Annotated in this window: 12 protein-coding genes and 1 pseudogene; 9 read left to right on the top strand and 4 right to left on the bottom strand. The window is 63.8% G+C overall.

All coding sequences use genetic code 11. From position 1 onward, the window contains the following. The first annotated feature begins 292 nt into the window (after window positions 1-292). The gene (locus AC2CQI_RS13195) at window positions 293-4282 is read left to right on the top strand and encodes a bifunctional nitrate reductase/sulfite reductase flavoprotein subunit alpha (protein ID WP_484580400.1); all 3990 of its coding nucleotides are present in this window, start codon (window positions 293-295) and stop codon (window positions 4280-4282) included. 77 nt (window positions 4283-4359) lie between these two features. On the opposite strand, the pseudogene AC2CQI_RS13190 reads toward AC2CQI_RS13195, so the two are convergent. Both AC2CQI_RS13190 and AC2CQI_RS13185 read right to left on the bottom strand, forming a co-directional pair. Beyond that, a pseudogene (locus AC2CQI_RS13190) lies at window positions 4360-5412 on the bottom strand (nucleotidyl transferase AbiEii/AbiGii toxin family protein). Next, window positions 5381-5800 (bottom strand): DUF6088 family protein, encoded by a 420-nt coding sequence (locus tag AC2CQI_RS13185; protein ID WP_075803739.1) that lies wholly within the window; start codon window positions 5798-5800, stop codon window positions 5381-5383. Before AC2CQI_RS13185 ends, AC2CQI_RS13190 begins: the two are co-directional and overlap by 32 nt. A 420-nt stretch (window positions 5801-6220) precedes the next feature. On the opposite strand from AC2CQI_RS13185, the gene nirB reads away from it, so the two are divergent. The 7 genes from nirB (at window position 6221) to AC2CQI_RS13150 (ending at window position 12626) form a co-directional block, all read left to right on the top strand. After that, complete coding sequence (nirB, locus tag AC2CQI_RS13180; protein WP_484580399.1) at window positions 6221-8779, top strand: nitrite reductase large subunit NirB; 2559 nt, start codon at window positions 6221-6223, stop codon at window positions 8777-8779. Further along, window positions 8779-9138, top strand: coding sequence for a nitrite reductase small subunit NirD (gene nirD, locus AC2CQI_RS13175; RefSeq protein ID WP_484580398.1), 360 nt, complete (start codon window positions 8779-8781; stop codon window positions 9136-9138). The genes nirB and nirD overlap by 1 nt, the downstream gene beginning before the upstream one ends. A gap of 93 nt (window positions 9139-9231) precedes the next feature. Next, window positions 9232-10164 (top strand): pca operon transcription factor PcaQ, encoded by a 933-nt coding sequence (pcaQ, locus tag AC2CQI_RS13170; protein ID WP_075803742.1) that lies wholly within the window; start codon window positions 9232-9234, stop codon window positions 10162-10164. A 177-nt stretch (window positions 10165-10341) separates the two neighbouring features. Beyond that, on the top strand, window positions 10342-11100 hold the full coding sequence (gene bamJ, locus AC2CQI_RS13165; RefSeq protein ID WP_075803743.1) for a BamJ family beta-barrel-assembly machinery protein: 759 nt from the start codon (window positions 10342-10344) through the stop codon (window positions 11098-11100). A 275-nt stretch (window positions 11101-11375) separates the two neighbouring features. After that, window positions 11376-11816, top strand: a complete 441-nt coding sequence (locus tag AC2CQI_RS13160) for a YkvA family protein (RefSeq protein WP_075803744.1) — start codon at window positions 11376-11378, stop codon at window positions 11814-11816. Between the two features lie 100 nt (window positions 11817-11916). Next, window positions 11917-12261: a helix-turn-helix domain-containing protein gene (locus tag AC2CQI_RS13155; RefSeq protein ID WP_484580397.1), complete on the top strand. Its 345-nt coding sequence runs from the start codon at window positions 11917-11919 to the stop codon at window positions 12259-12261. Next, window positions 12258-12626, top strand: a complete 369-nt coding sequence (locus tag AC2CQI_RS13150; protein WP_075803746.1) for a hypothetical protein — start codon at window positions 12258-12260, stop codon at window positions 12624-12626. The genes AC2CQI_RS13155 and AC2CQI_RS13150 overlap by 4 nt, the downstream gene beginning before the upstream one ends. An 85-nt stretch (window positions 12627-12711) precedes the next feature. Here AC2CQI_RS13150 and AC2CQI_RS13145 read toward each other — a convergent pair whose 3' ends face one another. Then, on the bottom strand, window positions 12712-14469 hold the full coding sequence (locus AC2CQI_RS13145; protein WP_075803747.1) for a bifunctional diguanylate cyclase/phosphodiesterase: 1758 nt from the start codon (window positions 14467-14469) through the stop codon (window positions 12712-12714). Between the two features lie 144 nt (window positions 14470-14613). Continuing rightward, window positions 14614-16716, bottom strand: coding sequence for a carboxy terminal-processing peptidase (locus tag AC2CQI_RS13140; protein ID WP_372239121.1), 2103 nt, complete (start codon window positions 16714-16716; stop codon window positions 14614-14616). Window positions 16717-16854: 138 nt separating this feature from the next. Here AC2CQI_RS13140 and AC2CQI_RS13135 point away from each other — a divergent pair, with 138 nt between their 5' ends. Then, the gene (locus tag AC2CQI_RS13135) at window positions 16855-17817 is read left to right on the top strand and encodes an NAD(P)H-quinone oxidoreductase (protein ID WP_484580396.1); all 963 of its coding nucleotides are present in this window, start codon (window positions 16855-16857) and stop codon (window positions 17815-17817) included. The last annotated feature ends 67 nt before the right edge of the window (window positions 17818-17884 follow it).

Below are 17884 nucleotides of genomic sequence, written 5' to 3'. Positions count from 1 at the left end.
GCTCGCCACGGACCCTGTAGGAGCTGGCTTGCCAGCGATAGGGCCAGACCTGAAAACATCGTTGCCCGGGCTGGCCTCATCGCTGGCAAGCCAGCTCCCACAGTGGTCCGCGTTGCTCTGAGTGCCGGCTTGCGAACAATCTGGCGCGCCCCTTGCTTTACCTGCGTATCAGGCAATCAACGTCGATTGCCCCGTTCACGACAAAGGCGCCGTGCTGCTCCCCCTGATCCTTCAGGCAGGAGCGGCAGGGCGCCTTTTTGTTTTTGCGCAGTAAGGCAGGGGAGTCAGGGCCATGACCAGCACGACGGTGCGCAGTGTCTGTCCGTATTGCGGTGTCGGTTGCGGCATCGTCATGAGCGTGACCAACAACAGGGTGACCAAGGTCAGCGGTGACAAGCAGCACCCGAGCAATTTCGGCCGCCTGTGCACCAAGGGCCTGAGTTGCCATCAGCCGCTGCGCGACTCCGGGCGCATGGAGTGGGCCTGGCTGCGCGACCAGCGCCAGCGCGATCCGGTACGCCTGGGGATGGACAAGGCCATCGAACAGACCGCCCGGCGCTTGCGCGACATCATCGACACCCACGGCGCGGATGCCTTCGCCCTGTATGTCTCCGGGCAGATGTCGCTGGAGGCCCAGTACCTCGCCAACAAACTGGTGAAGGGCTATATACGCAGCCGCCATATTGAATCCAATTCGCGCCTGTGCATGGCCAGTGCCGGTAGTGGCTACAAGCTGTCCCTGGGCGCCGACGGGCCGCCGGGCAGCTACCAGGATTTCGACCGCGCCGAGGTGTTCTTCGTGATCGGCGCGAACATGGCCGACTGTCACCCGATCCTCTTCCTGCGCCTGCTCGACCGGCTCAAGGCCGGCGCCAAACTGATCGTGGTCGACCCACGGCGCAGCGCCACGGCGGACAAGGCCGATCTGTTCCTGCAGGTCCGTCCCGGCACCGACATGGCGCTGCTCAACGGCCTGCTGCACCTGCTGCTGGAGAACGGCCACACCGACAACGCCTTCATCGAGCGCTACACCGAGGGCTGGGACGAGCTGCCGGCCTTCCTCGCCGACTACACCCCGGCGCGGGTCGCAGACATCACCGGCTTGAGCGAGGCCGCCATCCGCCAGGCCGCCGCCCTGATCGGTGGTGCGAAGAACTGGATGAGCTGCTGGACCATGGGCCTGAACCAGAGCATCCACGGTACCTGGCACAGCAATGCACTGTGCAACCTGCACTTGGCCACCGGCGCCATCTGCCGCCCGGGCAGCGGTCCTTTCTCCCTGACCGGCCAGCCCAATGCCATGGGCGGACGGGAAATGGGCTACATGGGGCCGGGACTGCCCGGACAGCGTTCGGCGCTGGTCGAGGCTGATCGCCAGTTCATCGAAAAGCTTTGGAGACTCCCCGCCGGCAGCCTGCGCGCCGAGGCGGGCGAGGGCACCATCGGCCTGTTCGAGCAGATGGCGGCGGGGCAGGTGAAGGCGTGCTGGATCATCTGCAGCAACCCGGTGGCCAGCGTTTCCAACCGGCAGAACGTGATCGACGGGCTGCGCAAGGCGGAGCTGGTGATCAGCCAGGACGCCTTCCTCGACACGGAAACCAACCGCTACGCCGACATCCTCTTGCCGGCTGCGCTGTGGGCCGAATCCGAAGGGGTGATGATCAATTCCGAGCGCAACCTGACCCTGACCGCCAAGGCCGTGGATGCCCCGGGCGAAAGCCTCGCGGACTGGCAGATCATTGCCCGGGTGGCCTGCGCCATGGGCTATGCGGAGGGTTTCAGCTACGCCAGTGCCGATGAAGTCTTCGATGAAATCCGCGAGGCCTGGAACCCCGCCACCGGCTATGACCTGCGCGGCCTGGACTACGCAAAACTGCGCAGCGGTCCACAGCAATGGCCCTTCGAGCCGGGCCGCAGCGAGGCGCGCAGTCCGCTGCGCTACATCAACAACGGCCTGAGCCAGAACCTGCGGGAAAACGCCGACGGCGAGCGTCCGGCAATCACCTTCGCCACCGCGTCCGGCAAGGCGCGCTTCTTCGCCCGTCCGTGGCTGCCGCCTGCCGAACTGCCGGACGAGTCCTACCCGCTGGTGCTCAATACCGGACGGGTCCAGCACCAGTGGCACACCCTGACCAAGACCGGCAAGGTCGCCAGCCTGAACAAGCTGGAGCCGGGTCCGTTCCTGGAGATCCATCCGGACGATGCCGCCGTCCTCGGCATTGTCGAGAAGGACCAGGTGCAGGTCCGCTCGCGTCGCGGTCAGGCGGTGTTGCCGGCGCGGATCAATACCCGGGTGATGCCGGGCAACTGCTTTGCGCCGTTCCACTGGAACGACCTGTATGGCGAGCAACTGGCGATCAACGCCGTGACCAGCGATGCGGTGGACCCGATCTCCCTGCAACCGGCTTTCAAGCACTGCGCCGTGGCCCTGACCCGGGTTGGCGGTGAACGAATCGATGCCCTTGAACTGAACCCTGCCCTCCCCGAGGAGACCCGGCCGATGCCCACCGACACCCTGCGCAAGGCCCTCGGCCTGGGCGCGCCGCCCGCCATGGCCCTGGCCGAGAGCGAGCAGCAGTATCTCCACGGTTTCCTGCAAGGACTCGGCGCCGCCCAGCCGCACGGCGTACCGGTGTTGCCGGCGAGTGCGCCGCTGGCGCTGGAGCGGCGGCTGTTTATCGATGGGTTGCTGGCGGGCGTCTATTCGCGCGCCGAGCCGGCCAGCTTGCCGGCGCTGGTGGAAACGCCCCGGCATCTGGTGCTCTGGGCCTCGCAGACCGGCAACAGCCAGGCCCTGGCCGAACGCTGCGCCAGTCATCTGCGCGAGGCCGGCCTGACGGTGCAACTGGAGTGCATGGAAGCTGCCCAGCCGGCGCAGGTCGGCACGGCGGCGAGCCTGCTGCTGATCACCAGTACCTTTGGCGATGGCGAAGCACCGGACAGCGCCGCGGCGTTCTGGCAGTCGCTGCAGGGCGAGGCCGGGGACTGGGCGAAACGGCCTTACGCGGTGCTGGCTTTGGGCGATTCCAGCTACGACCAGTTCTGTGGATTCGGACGCAGGCTGGACCAGCGCATGGCCGAGCTGGGTGGCCAGCGCCTGCTGGAGCGGGTGGATTGCGAGCCGGACTTCGACGAGCCCTTCGCCGGCTGGTTGCAGGCGTTGACGGCCAAGCTGGCGCAGGCGCCGGTCGCATTGACCGAGGTGGAGAAACCGGCGTTCGGCAAACAGACTCCGCTCCCCGCGCGACTGCTGGAAAACCGCCTGCTCAATGGACCGGGGGCGAGCAAGGAAACCCGGCAAATCGTCTTCGATCTGGGCGACAGCGGCATGAGCTATCAGGCGGGCGATGCGCTTGGGGTGTGGCCGCGCAACTGTCCGGAGCTGGTGGCCGAGTTCCTGCGTTGCTCCGGTCTGGATGGCAGTGCCGAGGTCGATTGTAAAGGACCGATGCCCCTGGCGACCGCGTTGACCGAGCACCTGGATGTCACCCGCATCACTCCGCAGATCTTGCAGAAAATCGACGGTCTGCCCACGGACAAGGCCGCGCTGAACGACTGGCTGTGGGGCCGGCAACTGGTGGACCTGCTGGCCGAGTTTCCGTTGAAGCTGTCCCAGGCCGAATGGCTGACACTGCTCAAACCGTTGCAGCCGCGCCTGTACTCCATCAGCTCCAGCCCGAAGCGGCACCCGACGCAGGTGCACCTGACCCTGTCCACCGTGCGTTATGGCCAGCGCAAGGGTGTGTGTTCCAGCTTCCTCGCCGATCGCGCGCAGGACCTGAAGGTCGCGATCTTCCCGCAGCCTTCGGCGAGCTTTCGTTTGCCGCAGAACGATGAGCTGCCGGTGATCATGATCGGTCCGGGCACCGGGATCGCGCCGTTCCGCGGGTTTCTCCAGGAGCGGGAAGGGCGCGGGGCCAAGGGGCGCAACTGGCTGTTCTTTGGCGAGCAGCGTGAGGCCTGTGATTTCTACTACCGCGACGAACTGATGGCATGGCGCGAAAGCGGCTTGCTGACCCGGCTGGACACGGCGTTCTCGCGGGATCAGGAGGAGAAGATCTATGTGCAGCAGCGCATGCGGGAGCAGGGCGCGGAGTTGTGGCGCTGGTTGCAGGAGGGGGCGTTTTTCTATGTGTGCGGGGATGCTGCGCGGATGGCGAAAGATGTGGATGCGGCGTTGAAGGCGGTGGTGGCGGAGCATGGCGGGATGAGTGTCGATGAGGCTGGTGCTTATGTGGCGCAGATGGGGAGGGACAAGCGGTATCTGCGGGATGTCTACTGAGAGTCAAGTCACAGGCTTCAAGCCGCAAGCGGTGGCGCGGAACGCTTTTTCTCGCCGCTTGAGGCTTGAGGCCGGCCTCAAGCTGGATGGTTGAGTAGTCGTTCTGCCACCGCAGCGAACGAGGCGTAGCACGTCTGGAAATCCGGTTTGTCCGTTGAGTAAAGCAATGGCTTCAGACGATATTCGAAGTTCTCCCTGAGTCCTTCGTGGGTGGCAGCATTGGCCAGGGCACGTCGAAGTACTGCATAGGGATCCTGGTCAAATTCAGGATGCTGCCGTTGAAACTCTTCCACATCCTTGGCGACCAGCGCAGCGAATACCTGGCACGCAGGCTCGATGGCATCGGGCTGGCTTTCGGCGATACGCCAAACATCGTAAACGTGACGCACCAGCGCGGTATCGAATGTCCCGCGTTGATGCCCATCCCAGTTCCAGGCGCAGCGACGCAGCAGTGATAACACCTTCTCGCCTAGCGTCTCCGCTACGCTGATGCAGGTCATCGAGAAGCGTTCGGGTGCTTCGCGAGGGATGAAGTCGTCAAGCATGTAACCCATTTCACGTGCCTCGCCAGCCAGCACCGGAGGACGGTGAATCAGCTCAAGCTTGAGCTGGGGGCGGAGTGCACCGGAGGTGTCCTGGAAATGCGCACCGTATGAAACCAGCAGGCAGTAATAGCGTCGGCTATCCCGCATGATCGGGTTTTCTTCGTTGTCATGAACGACACATTGAAAGCCCATCTAGGCCAAGCGGCGCTCGATTTCTTCCTGCAAATCCTTCAACCGCCCGCGGTTTCCCTTGTCTCCCAGGCTATAACCTTCCGGTACTTCTTCCAGCACAACCTTGATATCGATGTCTTCGGACATTCGCTCAATCAGGCCGTGTGCTTTCGAAAGGCAGGTGCCACCTGCGAAAACCAGGCGCGTAGCTACATCAATAGAGGCTGGGGCAGGGTCCCCTTTACGACGATCCCGCTGACGTGCGGTATCTACCATCTCGATTTGAGCTAGAGCGCGAAGTGCGTCAGTGATGTGCTGGTCCTTCTCAGCCACTGCTGGTGGGAGATCACCCAACATCCCCGCAGTAGCAGCATCTTCGATATCAGATCGAAGCGCGTCTGGAATTTTTTTCATACGCTAAAGTGCTGTTCCCTACCTTGACCTTCCGCGAGATGCGCCGACGCCCGGTGTTGATCGTCGCGCCCATTGGAATCTGGGTCGACTTGCCGCTGTTGTACTCCGCGACCAGCGAACTGGGCTCCACACAAATATTGAGCTTGCTGAACAGTTCGGCAGCGATCATCTCCAGAGTCCCGGCCGGTGTTGGCAGGCCTGTGAATTTATTGATGCGGGTTTTGGCAAATGCGCCTTTGCTCACGCGTACGAGCCTGCCTTCTGCGACAAAACGCGCCAGCACTCGCCCGATTTGAGAGTCACTGGCCATGCTCGCGAAGTCCGAGCGCAAGACCACCAAGCCCGCACGCTGCGTGATGGAGCGAACCATCCGGTCTTCGAGTTTCATAAGGTGCCCCCACTACAGCTAAAAATAACAAGGTCACTCTACTCCTCGATTTCAATTTCATCCACTATTCAAAGGGGTTTTATCCTGCAAAGACTGCGCATATATGCATAGATATTGTATTCATGCTGGATCTTTCGCCTTAGCAGGCACACCATCAGGAAACATGCTCCAAAACGGTGATTCCCGCACCACCATGGTTCAGAAAACCACCCCCTAAACCCCGAAATCCCCCGAAATCACGCCCCGCCAGCACTTGGCACAGTCCCTGCTTTTACCTTTTCACAACGTCCTCGGTGGTCAACGTCGATCACCCCTCAGGACCATAACGATCAAGACCAGGCAAAGGCGCCTGGAGCTTCGGCTCCAGGCGCCTTTTTTTGTGTTTTTTTGGGGCACGCCCCACACCGTGAGGAACCGCGCATGAACGCCTTCGCGTCCATCCAACAACGAGAAAAGCTGGTAATCGTCGGCAACGGCATGGTCGGCCATCACTGCGTCGAGCAACTGATCGAACGCGGCGCCCTGGCCCGCTTCGAGGTGCGGGTGTTCGGTGAGGAACGGCAGCGCGCCTATGACCGGGTGCACCTGTCCGAGTACTTTGGCGGCAGTGATGCCGAAGCCCTAGCCCTCGGTGAAGCCGGCCTGTACGCCGAACACGGCGTGGCCCTGCACCTGGGCGAGGCGGTGCTGGAAGTGGACCGCGAACGCCGCGAGGTGGTGACCAGCGCCGGCCGTTACGCCTATGACCATCTGATCCTCGCCACCGGCTCCTATCCCTTCGTGCCGCCGATCCAGGGCTCCGAAGGGGTGGCGCGCCTGGTCTATCGCACCCTCGACGATCTCGACGGCATCCGCGCCGCCGCTGCCAGCGCCCGACGCGGCGTGGTGGTCGGCGGTGGCCTGCTCGGCCTGGAGGCGGCCAACGCGCTCAAGTCCCTCGGCCTGGAAGCCCATGTGGTGGAGTTCGCCCCGCGCCTGATGCCGGTGCAACTGGACGGCGAGGGCGGCGCGGCGTTGCGGGCGCGAATCGAGGCGCTGGGGGTTGGCGTGCACCTGTCCCGCGCCACCCAGGCCATCGTCGCCGGCGAGGAGTACCGCTACCGGATGAACTTCGACGGCGGCGAGTTCCTTGAGACCGACCTGATCGTGTTCTCCGCCGGGATCCGCCCGCAGGATGCCCTGGCCCGTGCCTGCGGCCTGGAGGTGGCGCAGCGAGGCGGCGTGGTGATCGATGACGCGTGTCGCAGCAGCGATCCGCACATCTATGCCATCGGCGAATGTGCGTCGTGGAATGGCAGCGTGTTCGGCCTGGTCGCGCCGGGTTACAGCATGGCGCGCAACCTGGCGGCAACCCTGGCCGGGCAGCCGTCCAGTGCCTTCACCGGCGCCGATATGTCGACCAAGCTCAAGCTGCTCGGCGTCGATGTCGGTTCCATCGGCGACGCCCACGGCGCCACTCCGGGTTCGCGCAGCTACCGCTTTATCGACGAGGGCGGCAGCAGCTATCGCCGGCTGGTGCTGGATGCCAGCGGCAAGCGGGTGATCGGCGCGGTACTGGTGGGCGACAACAGCTACTACGACACCCTGCTGCAATATGCGCAGAACGGCATTGCCGTGCCCGCCGATCCGTCGGCGCTGATCCTCCCGCAATCTTCCGGCGCCCCGGCCCTGGGCGCCGATGCCCTGCCGGACAGCGCGACCATCTGCTCCTGCCACAACGTCAGCAAGGGCGCGATCTGCGCCGCCATCGACAGCGGCTGCGGCGACCTCGCGGCGGTCAAGGGCTGCACCAAGGCGGCCACCGGCTGCGGCGGTTGCGCGGCCTTGCTCAAGCAGGTCTTCGAGCATGAACTGACGGCGCGCGGCGTGGCCGTGGACAAGAGCCTCTGCGAACACTTCGCCTACACCCGCCAGGAACTGTATGCGCTGGTGCGGGTCGAAGGCATCCGTGATTTCGACGAACTGCTGACCCGTCATGGCAAGGGCCATCTGGGCTGCGATATCTGCAAGCCCACGGTCGGCTCGATCCTCGCCTCGTGCTGGAACCAGCCGATCATGGACCCGGCGCTGGTGCCGCTGCAGGACACCAACGACACCTTCATGGCCAACATGCAGAAGAACGGCACCTACTCGGTGGTACCGCGGATTCCCGGCGGCGAGATCACCCCGGACAAGTTGATCGTGATCGGCGAGGTGGCGAAGAAATACGACCTCTACACCAAGATCACCGGCGGCCAGCGCATCGACCTGTTCGGCGCGCAGTTGCACGAGCTGCCGCTGATCTGGGAAGAACTGATCGCCGCCGGCTTCGAGACCGGGCATGCCTACGGCAAGTCGACGCGCACGGTGAAGTCCTGCGTCGGCAGCACCTGGTGCCGCTACGGCGTGCAGGATAGCGTGAAGATGGCCTTGCTCCTGGAAGACCGCTACAAGGGCCTGCGTTCGCCGCACAAGCTCAAGTTCGCGGTGTCCGGCTGCACCCGTGAGTGCGCCGAGGCGCAGAGCAAGGACATCGGTGTGATCGCCACCGAGAAGGGCTGGAACCTGTATGTCTGCGGCAACGGCGGCATGCGTCCGCGCCACGCCGAGCTGTTCGCCACCGACCTGGACGACGCGACCCTGGTGCGCCTGATCGACCGCGTGCTGATGTTCTACATCCGCACCGCCGACAAGCTGCAGCGCACCTCGGTGTGGCGCGAGAACCTGGAAGGCGGCCTGGACTACCTCAAGCAGGTGATCCTCGACGACAGTCTCGGGCTTGCCGCCGAACTGGAAGCGCAGATGCAGCATGTGGTCGACCGCTACGAATGCGAGTGGGCCAATGCCCTGAAGGACCCGGAAAAGCTCAAGCGCTTCCGTACCTTCGTCAACGATCACCGCGCCGACCCGGGCGTGCACTTCGTCCGCGAACGCGGCCAGCGCCGGCCGATTGCCGCGGCCGAACTTCACCTGATCCCTGTCACCGAGGAGGTGCTCTGATGAGCCTGTCGAATGCTGTGTTGAAAACGCCGGTGGCCTGGACGCCGGTCTGTGCCGAATCCGACCTGGTGGCCCGTTCCGGGGTGGTGGTCTGGCATGAGGGGGCGCAGGTGGCGCTATTCTACGTGCCGGGGGCGGAGACCGAGGTGCATGCGCTGGATAACCATGACCCGGTGTCCGGGGCCAATGTGATCGGGCGTGGCTTGATCGGCAGCCTGAAGGGCGAACTGGTGGTGGCTTCGCCGTTGTACAAGCAGCATTTCTGCTTGCGCGATGGGCGCTGTCTGGAGGATGACGAGCAGGCGTTGCGGGTGTGGCCGGTGCGGGTGAATGAGGGGCGGGTGGAAATTGGGGCCTGACAGGTAATCGGGTTGCTCCTATCGCTGGCTTGCCAGCGATAGGGCCCTCAAACCCGGCACAAAAATGTCAGGACACAGATACACTCCCACCCCATGAACCTCGACTCCCGTATCAAATTCCGCCATCTCCTGTGCTTTCTCGAAATAGCCCGCCAGGGCAGTTTCGCCAAGGCCGCCGATGCCGTGGCCATCACCCAGCCGGCGATTTCCAAGACCCTCAAGGAACTTGAAGACCTGCTCCAGACCCGCCTCTTCGAACGCGGCCGCCAGGGCGTCGAGCTGACGCCCGCCGGGGTGCGCTTCATGCGCTACGCCGGCCCCTGCGTGCAGGCCCTGCGCGAAGGGGTGAGCAGCCTGCGCGGCGAGGAACACGCGCCGCCGCAGGTCAAGGTCGGGGTGCTGTCCACCGTGGAAAGCCTGCTGATGCCGGAAGTCATCCGCCGTCTGCACCAGCGCCACGCGGCCTTGGTGGTCAGCGTTGCCACCGGCCCCAGCGCCCACTTGCTTGCCCAGTTGCACGTCGGCGAACTGGACCTGGTGATCGGCCGCATGACCGACAGCCCGCAGATCCAGGGCCTGCTGTTCGAACACCTGTACAGCGAATCCATGTCGCTGGTGGTGCGTCCTGGCCATCCGCTGCTGGCCAGCGACCCGCTGGAGCGCGCGCGCCTCGCCGACTATCCGCTGGTGCTGCCGCTGGCCGGCACGACCATCCGCAAGCATGCCGACAGCCTGTTCGTGCAGTGCGCCATCGAGCAGCCGCTGCAGCGCCTGGAAACCCTGTCCCCGGCCTTGAGCCGACGTTATGTGCAGGAGAGCAACGCCGTCTGGGTCGCGCCCCGGGATGCGGTGCGGGTCGACCTCGATCGCGGCGAACTGCGCGAGCTGGACCTGGGCGTCAGCGAGCCCGGCGGCTCGGTGGGGATCTGCAGCAATGCGGCCTTGCCGTCGGCCCTTCCGGCGCAATGGCTATGCGAAGTGTTGCGTGAAGTTGCAACGCAATACCGGGATGGCGACTACCCTTGACGCCTGTCGGGTCGCCCCTGCTGGCCCGGTGCCGGCTGCCTGCATGAAGAACTGTTCATGGTCCTGAACTTCCGGGGCTTTTCTTGCTCTTATTGCCGGTAGCCATTGGTCGGGGCCGCCTGATATTCTCGCGGCTTTACCCCGATTGCCCCTTTGGCGCATGAACAAGGAAATAGCATGAAACAGCATCGGTTGGCGGCTGCGGTTGCCCTGGTTAGCCTGGTCCTGGCGGGTTGCGATTCGCAGACCAGCGTCGAGCTGAAAACCCCGGCACAGAAAGCCTCCTACGGTATCGGCCTGAACATGGGCAAGAGCCTGGCCCAGGAAGGCATGGACGACCTCGATTCCAAGGCCGTTGCCCAGGGCATCGAAGATGCCATCGGCAAGAAGGAACAGCGCCTGAAGGACGACGAGCTGATCGAAGCCTTCGCCGCCCTGCAGAAGCGCGCTGAAGAGCGCCTGACCAAGCTGGGCGAAGAATCCGCCGCAGCCGGCAAGAAATTCCTCGAGGAAAACGGCAAGAAGCCTGGTGTGGTCACCACCGCTTCCGGCCTGCAGTACGAAGTCGTGAAGAAGGCCGACGGCGCCCAGCCGAAGCCGACCGATGTGGTCACCGTTCACTACGAAGGCAAGCTGATCGACGGCAAGGTCTTCGACAGCTCCGTCGAGCGTGGTGCGCCGATCGACCTGCCGGTCAGCGGCGTGATCCCGGGCTGGGTCGAAGGCCTGCAACTGATGCACGTGGGCGAGAAGGTCAAGCTGTTCATCCCGGCTGACCTGGCCTACGGCGCCCAGAGCCCGAGCCCGCAGATCCCGGCCAACTCGGTCCTGGTCTTCGACCTGGAACTGCTGGCGATCAAGGACATGTCCAAGCTGGAAGCTCCGGAGGCCGACGCTCCTGACGCCCCTGCTGCCGACGCTGCACCCGCCAAGTAATTCGGCTGCTGCTGTTGTCCAACGCCCCATGGCCTCACCGCCCTGGGGCGTTGTCGTTTTTGCAGGAGGGTGGGAGTAGCGTCGCCAGGCCAGCTGTGACAAGGTTCACAAAAGCTTCCGCAAAACGATTGCGCAATGAAACAAGTGTGTAAAAAACGCCCGATCCGACCCCGGCCCTTGCCCGCCGGGAGCCCTGGGCCGGAAATGAAGCTCTGTTCACAAGGTTATCCACAATTAATGTGGATAACCTTCCCGCCACCGCTGATGGAGGTCTCATGAAAGCACCGTGGAATTTCGCCCGCTTCCTGCCGCTCGCCGAGCGTCTGCTCAGCCGTGGGCGCCTGCCGACGCTGCTGTTCGCGGTGGCCCGCAAGGGCCCGCGACTGGGGCAACTGAAGGAGGACGTGCGTCTGCTGCAGGCCCTCTGCGCGGCCTGGTGGCGGGGTGAGTACCGGGCGGTCAGCCCCAAGGCGCTGGTCACCATCGTCGCCGGCCTGCTGTACTTCGTCAGCCCGCTGGATGCGATTCCCGACTGGCTGCTGGGCGTCGGCTTTCTCGATGACATCGCCGTGCTTGGCTGGGTGTTGAAAACCGTGAGCGATGAACTGGACGCCTTCCGCGCCTGGCGCCAGCGCCAGTCGCCGGAAAAACTGCGAGTGGTCGAGCGCTTGCCGGACACCCCCGAAGCCTTGCGCCTGGAGCGAAACCACAGCTGACAAGCGCGACGTGCTGCAATTCCCCCGAGGGCTGGTAATATTATTGGCATAACGATTATGCCTACAGATTACATGCGAGAAGTCCGACAAGGGGGTTGTGATGGCTATTCAGGTTATTAGCCGAGATGGTCAACCCGAGTACGCGGTTGTTCCCTGGGATCAATATCAGGCGTTACTCAAGGCGGCGGGGCAACCGGAGGCGCTGTCCCCCGACGAGCCAGCCAGCACTGAAGCACCTTTGACTGCGGCCAGCCTGCCAGCGTTTGGCGAGCTGGTCGCGTTGCGTCAGGCCAAGGGCATTGCTGCCGACCAACTGGCGCGCAAGGTCGGGATCAGCCCGGTGTACCTGGCGATGATCGAAAGTGGCGAGCGGGTGCCGGACTCGGCGATTCGCCGCAGCCTGGCCTGGGAACTGGGATTATCCGGCTGGAGCGATCCGTCATGAGCGCGGTGCGGATCAGCCGGCAACACTGGGAAGGGTTGCTCGGCGAGCTGGATGTCGCGCGCCGGCAGCGTCATCTGCTGACCTACCGTGCGCTGCTGGAGCGCCTGCAGTTGCCGAGCCCGGCGATGCAGACCCTGACCGCGGCGCTGGAATACCTGGCGGTGCTCGATGCCCGTGCCGAGCAGCCGCTGCGCAGCTCGCTGGTGATCAGCCAGGGCGCGAGCCGTTTGCCGCGGACCGGATTCTTCGAGTGCGTGGAGCGCCTTGGGCGGTTTTCCGGGCCGTCGGATGGCATGGCGGCGGCGTCGTGGCATGCGTCGGAGGTGGTGCGGGTGTTCGAGTATGCCTATCCCGAAGAAGCTTGAGACTTCAAGGGCCTCATCGCTGGCAAGCCAGCTCCCACAGGTTATGCGATCCCTGTGGGAGCTGGCTTGCCAGCGATGAGGCCCTTCAGGCTGCCGCAGTATCGATCAGATACACACTGGCCCCCTGAACCTCCTTGGCATGGTGCTTGGCCTGCGAGGCCAGATCCGCCAGTTGGTCCGCATCCAGCTCGGCGCAGGTTTCCGGGCGCAGTTGCACCACCCCGATCGACAGCGACAACAGCGGAAACTCCTGCCGCTGCCCGAGCCGGTTATGGGCAATGAAACACCCCGCCTCCAGGTGCTCGCTGCGATAGAAGCGCCGGCACTGTTTCTCGAAGTCCGCCAGCAATACATCCAGGCGCTGCTGCCAGTCCTGTGAACTCAACACCAGCATGAAATCGTCGCCACCGATATGCCCGACGAAGTCCCGGCTCGGGTCGACCCGCTCGTTCAGGCATTGCGCCAGGCACAGCAGCACCTCGTCACCGCGGGCATAGCCGTAGATATCGTTGAACGGCTTGAAGCTGTCGATATCCACGTAGCAGATCGCCGCCTGGCGCTTCTGCTGCAGCAGGCGCGCCAGGCATTGCTGGATCGGCACGTTGCCCGGCAACAGGGTCAGCGGGTTGGCGTAGCGGGCCTGCTGGATCTTTTGTTCGGTGATCAGCTTGAGCACGTCGATCACTCGCCCCAGGCCGATATAGCGGCCCTGGTCGGTAATGATGAAGTCTTCCTCGATACGCTGCCGCGCCCGGCTGGTGAGCAGGCGGCTGACACTTTGCAGCGACTGGTTCAGTTCCACCGCGAGGAAGTCCTCGCTCATCAGCCGGCTGATCGGCTTGCGCGCGAACAGCTCGGTGGCGAAGGGCTTGAGCAGGGCATCGGAAAGCGAGTAGCGGTGCACGATGCCAACAGGTCGTTGCTGTTCGTCGAGCACCGCCAGGGAATTGAGGTTGGCCTGGCGGCGGAAGGCTTCCAGCACCAGCGGCGTCGCCGTATCGCGGGTGACGGCGGTCTGTTCGATCAGCAGCGCGCCGAGGTCCGAGACTTCATCGGCCAGCACCGGCAGGCTGCTCAGCATCGGGCTCGGCAGGAGCAGGGCAACATCCTTGGGCGGATGTTCCTGGGGCCGGCAGACCAGGTAGCCCTGGACCAGATCCACGCCCATTTCCGTCAGTACCGCCAGTTCCTCGGGCAGCTCGATCCCTTCGGCGACCACCTTGGCCCGCGACGCCTTGGCGATCTGCAGGATGGAACCGACGAATTCGCGCTTCACCGCATCCAGATGGATGCCGTCGATGAAGTGGCGGTCGATCTTCACGTAGTCCGGACGCAGTTCCGACCACAGGCGCAGGCTCGAATAGCCGGCGCCGAGGTCGTCGAGGGCAATCGAGAAGCCCATGTCGCGGTAGTGGTGCAGGGCGTTGTAGAGCAACTGGAAATCGTCGGTCGGGGTCTGCTCGGTGAGTTCGATGACCACCTGGCTCGCCGGGATGCCGAGATTCTGCAACAGCTTGAGGGTCAGCCCGGACTGGTACTGCGGCTCGAGCAGGGACTCCGGAGAGACGTTGAGGAACAGCTTGCCTTCGAGCTTTTGCTGGCTGAAGCGCCGGCAGGCGCTCTCCCGGCAGGCGATCTCTAGCTCGGTCAGGCGCCCGGCATGGCGGGCCACGGCGAACAGGTTGATCGGCGAATGCAGGGGGCTGTTGGACGGGCCGCGACTCAGGGCCTCATAACCAAGAATGCGCCGTTCGGAAAGGCAGACGATAGGCTGGAACAGGCTGTGCAAGCCGCCTTGAGTCAGGATGGAACTCAATGCGCTGAGCTGTTCGGTCATGGTCATATCGTGACTACCTGAAAACTGCCTGAAAAAAAGGGACTGGGCGTTGGTACGCCCGGTCCCTTATTTCACGACAGTTTGATGACTGTTTAATGACGCAATGCTACGCGGTCATAGTATTTCGCCATTATCGGTTCAGCGCGTCTGTCAGTGCTTGGCCACCGACGAATTCAGGCTCAGGTAGTCGAGCAGGATACGCCCGGTTTCACTCAGGTAGGCGTCGTCTTCCGGCTTGCTGTCGTCCGGCTCGGCAGGAATCGCGTCCTCGTCTTCCTTCTTCAGTTCCTTGAGCGGTTCTTCGCCCTTGGCCTTGCGCCGGGTGTTTTCCAGGGCCAGTTGCTGGCTCTCGATATCGGCGTGCTGGGCGCGGCGTTCTTCCTCGTTGAGGCTGACGGTTTTTTCGCTCATCAGTTTCTGGGTCAGGGCCAGGCGGTCGCGGATGTAGACGAATTCGGCATCCTTGGCACTGCGCACGTCATGACGTTCCTTGAGCTGGGCCAGGAACGGCTTGAACGGGTCGCTGGCCGGCTTGATCGCGGCACGGATGGTGTCCCATGGCATGGCCTCGGGCAGCGCGCTTTCACCGATTTCCTTGGTGTCGATGATCGACGGGTAATCGATGTCCGGCAGTACGCCCTGGTGCTGGGTGCTCTGCCCGGAAACCCGGTAGAACTTGGCCATGGTGACCTTCAGCTCGCCGTGGTTGAGCGGTTCGAGGTTCTGCACGGTGCCCTTGCCGAAGGTCTGGCCACCGATGATCAGCGCGCGATGGTAGTCCTGCATGGCACCGGCGAAGATCTCCGAAGCCGAGGCGGACAGGCGGTTCACCAGCACCGCCAGCGGACCACGGTAGTAGGCGCCGGTCGGGTTCTGGTCCTCGAGCACGGCCAGGCGGCCATCGCCGCTGCGGATCAGCACGGTGGGGCCGCTGTCGATGAACAGGCTGGTCAGCTCCTGGGCTTCCTGCAGCGAACCGCCGCCGTTGTTGCGCAGGTCGATGACCACGCCGTCGACTTTCTCCTGCTTCAGTTCGCCAAGCAGCTTCTTCACGTCCCGGGTGGTGCTCTTGTACTCGGCATCACCGGCCTTCATGGCCTTGAAGTCCTGGTAGAAGGCCGGCAGTTCGATGATACCGATCTTGTAGCTGTGTCCGTCCTGCTTGAGTTGCAGGATGGATTTCTTCGCCGCCTGCTCTTCGAGCTTCACCGCTTCGCGGGTGATGGTGACGATCTTGCTGGTCTGGTCGTTCGGTGCGTTGTTCGCCGGAATCACTTCGAGGCGTACCACCGAGCCTTTCGGGCCGCGGATCTTCTTGACCACTTCATCCAGGCGCCAGCCGATCACATCGACCATTTCGCCGTCGCCTTGGGCGACGCCGATGATCTTGTCGGCAGGGGCGACCTGCTTGGTCTTGGCGGCCGGGCCGGCCGGCACCAGGCGGACGATCTTGACCTGGTCGTTGTCGCTTTGCAGGACCGCACCGATGCCTTCCAGCGACAGGCTCATGTTGATGTCGAAGTTTTCCGCGTTGTCCGGCGACAGGTAGTTGGTGTGCGGGTCGTAGGACTGGGCGAAGGTGTTGATGTAGGCCTGGAAGATATCTTCCGAGCGGGTCTGCCCCAGGCGCGCCAGCTGGTTCTTGTAGCGCTTGACCAGCAGCTCCTGGATCGCCTTGGGTTCCTTGCCGGCCAGTTTCAGGCGCAGGACCTCGTCCTTCAGGCGTTTGCGCCAGAGGTCGTCGAGCTCGGCCCCGGTCTTGATCCAGGGCGCGTCCTTGCGGTCGACCAGCAGGGTCTCGTGGGTGGTGAAGTCGATCTTGTCGACGCCCTTGTCCAGCTCGGCCAGGGTGAAGTCAAGGCGCGACTTCACCCGGTCCAGGTAGCGCTTGTAGATATCGAAGCCCGGCTCCAGGTTGCCGCTCTTGAGGAAGTCGTCGAACTGGGTCTTCCACTTGTCGAACTCGGCGATATCGCTGGCCAGGAAATAGCTGCGCGCCGGGTCCAGCAGCTTGAGGTAGCTGTCGTAGATAATCACCGAGCGCGCGTCGTCCAGCGGTGGCTTGCTGTAGTGACGGCGCTTGAGCAGCTCGACGATATTGACGCTGGCCATCGCCTGCTCGCGGTCGGGGTGAAGCGAGTCCCAGCTGTTGTTCGCCGGGGTGCTGGCCGCCGCCAGTGCAGAGTCTGCCAGGGGCAGGTTGCCAAGGCCGATCAGCAGGGCGAGGGCGGTGCTGGAGAAGAAGTGCTTCATGCCGATTCGACGCAGGGGCAATTGATAACGCATAGTGGGCCGTCTTTGATTCGCCGGCTCCAAAGAGCCGGGCGCAGAATGCAAAAAGCCTGGAGCTAGCAGCTCCAGGCCCCGTCTGACATCAACTATGGAGGCACTGTGAAGGCATTGCAAGGCGTTGAAGGACATGTGGAGTGGGTTGAGGCGACAAGTCCAACATGCGATGTAGGTCAAGTGCGCATTCGGGTTGCCGCCGCTGGCCTCAACCGTGCCGACCTGTTGCAGCGTGCCGGGCTCTATCCGCCGCCACCGGGGGCCAGCGAATACCTCGGCCTTGAGTGCTCCGGGGTGATCACCGAGGTGGGTGCTGGCTCGTCCTGGCAGGTGGGCGACCGGGTCTGCGCGCTGCTCGCCGGTGGCGGCATGGCCGAGGAAGTGGTGGTAGATGCCCGGCATGTCCTGCCGGTGCCGGAAGGCCTGAGCCTGCATGAGGCGGCGGCAGTGCCGGAGGTGTATGCCACGGCCTGGCTCAACCTGTTCCAGCTGGGTGGCTTGCGTCCGGGTGAGAAGGTCCTGTTGCATGCGGGCGCCAGTGGCGTGGGCTCGGCGGCGATCCAGCTGTGCAAGGCATTTGGCAGCCCGTGCTGGGTCAGTGTCGGTTCGGCCGAGCGGCTGGCCTATTGCGAAAGCCTGGGGGCCAGTGGCGGGGTGATTCGTGGGGATGACCTGCAGGCGCTGAACGATTTCGCGCCGTTCGATGTGGTGCTCGATCCGGTCGGGGCCAGCTACACCGAGCTGAACCTGAAGGTGCTGGGGCGTGACGGGCGCTGGGTGGTCATCGGTTTGATGGGCGGGCGCAAGGCCGAGCTGGACATGGCGTTGCTGCTGGGCAAGCGTATCCAGGTGACCGGCTCGACCCTGCGTAACCGGGATGACCAGTTCAAGGCCGACCTGCTCAGCGACCTGCACCAGCAGGTGTGGCCGCTGTTTGCCGAAGGGCGCTTGAAGCCGCAACTGGTGGGCAGTTATCCGGTGGCGGATGCCCAGGCGGCGTTCGAGGAACTGGCGGGGAACCAGGTGTCCGGGAAGCTGGTGCTGGTGGTTGATCCAAGCCTTGTGTGAATTCTGAGGGCCTCATCGCTGGCAAGCCAGCTCCCACAGTGATGGACTGCCCCCAAGAAATTGGAGA

The organism is Pseudomonas sp. P2S-1, assembly GCF_057197725.1.
The sequence above is the reverse complement of the archived record's forward strand: the minus strand, read 5'-3'. Positions and strand labels throughout refer to the sequence as shown.

Coding starts and splice junctions, on each gene's coding strand:
- AC2CQI_RS13195 (WP_484580400.1), top strand. CDS start 293: ATGACCAGCACGACGGTGCGCAGTGTCTGTCCGTATTGCGGTGTCGGT.
- AC2CQI_RS13185 (WP_075803739.1), bottom strand. CDS start 5,800: ATGAAACTCGAAGACCGGATGGTTCGCTCCATCACGCAGCGTGCGGGC.
- nirB (WP_484580399.1), top strand. CDS start 6,221: ATGAACGCCTTCGCGTCCATCCAACAACGAGAAAAGCTGGTAATCGTC.
- nirD (WP_484580398.1), top strand. CDS start 8,779: ATGAGCCTGTCGAATGCTGTGTTGAAAACGCCGGTGGCCTGGACGCCG.
- pcaQ (WP_075803742.1), top strand. CDS start 9,232: ATGAACCTCGACTCCCGTATCAAATTCCGCCATCTCCTGTGCTTTCTC.
- bamJ (WP_075803743.1), top strand. CDS start 10,342: ATGAAACAGCATCGGTTGGCGGCTGCGGTTGCCCTGGTTAGCCTGGTC.
- AC2CQI_RS13160 (WP_075803744.1), top strand. CDS start 11,376: ATGAAAGCACCGTGGAATTTCGCCCGCTTCCTGCCGCTCGCCGAGCGT.
- AC2CQI_RS13155 (WP_484580397.1), top strand. CDS start 11,917: ATGGCTATTCAGGTTATTAGCCGAGATGGTCAACCCGAGTACGCGGTT.
- AC2CQI_RS13150 (WP_075803746.1), top strand. CDS start 12,258: ATGAGCGCGGTGCGGATCAGCCGGCAACACTGGGAAGGGTTGCTCGGC.
- AC2CQI_RS13145 (WP_075803747.1), bottom strand. CDS start 14,469: ATGACCATGACCGAACAGCTCAGCGCATTGAGTTCCATCCTGACTCAA.
- AC2CQI_RS13140 (WP_372239121.1), bottom strand. CDS start 16,716: ATGAAGCACTTCTTCTCCAGCACCGCCCTCGCCCTGCTGATCGGCCTT.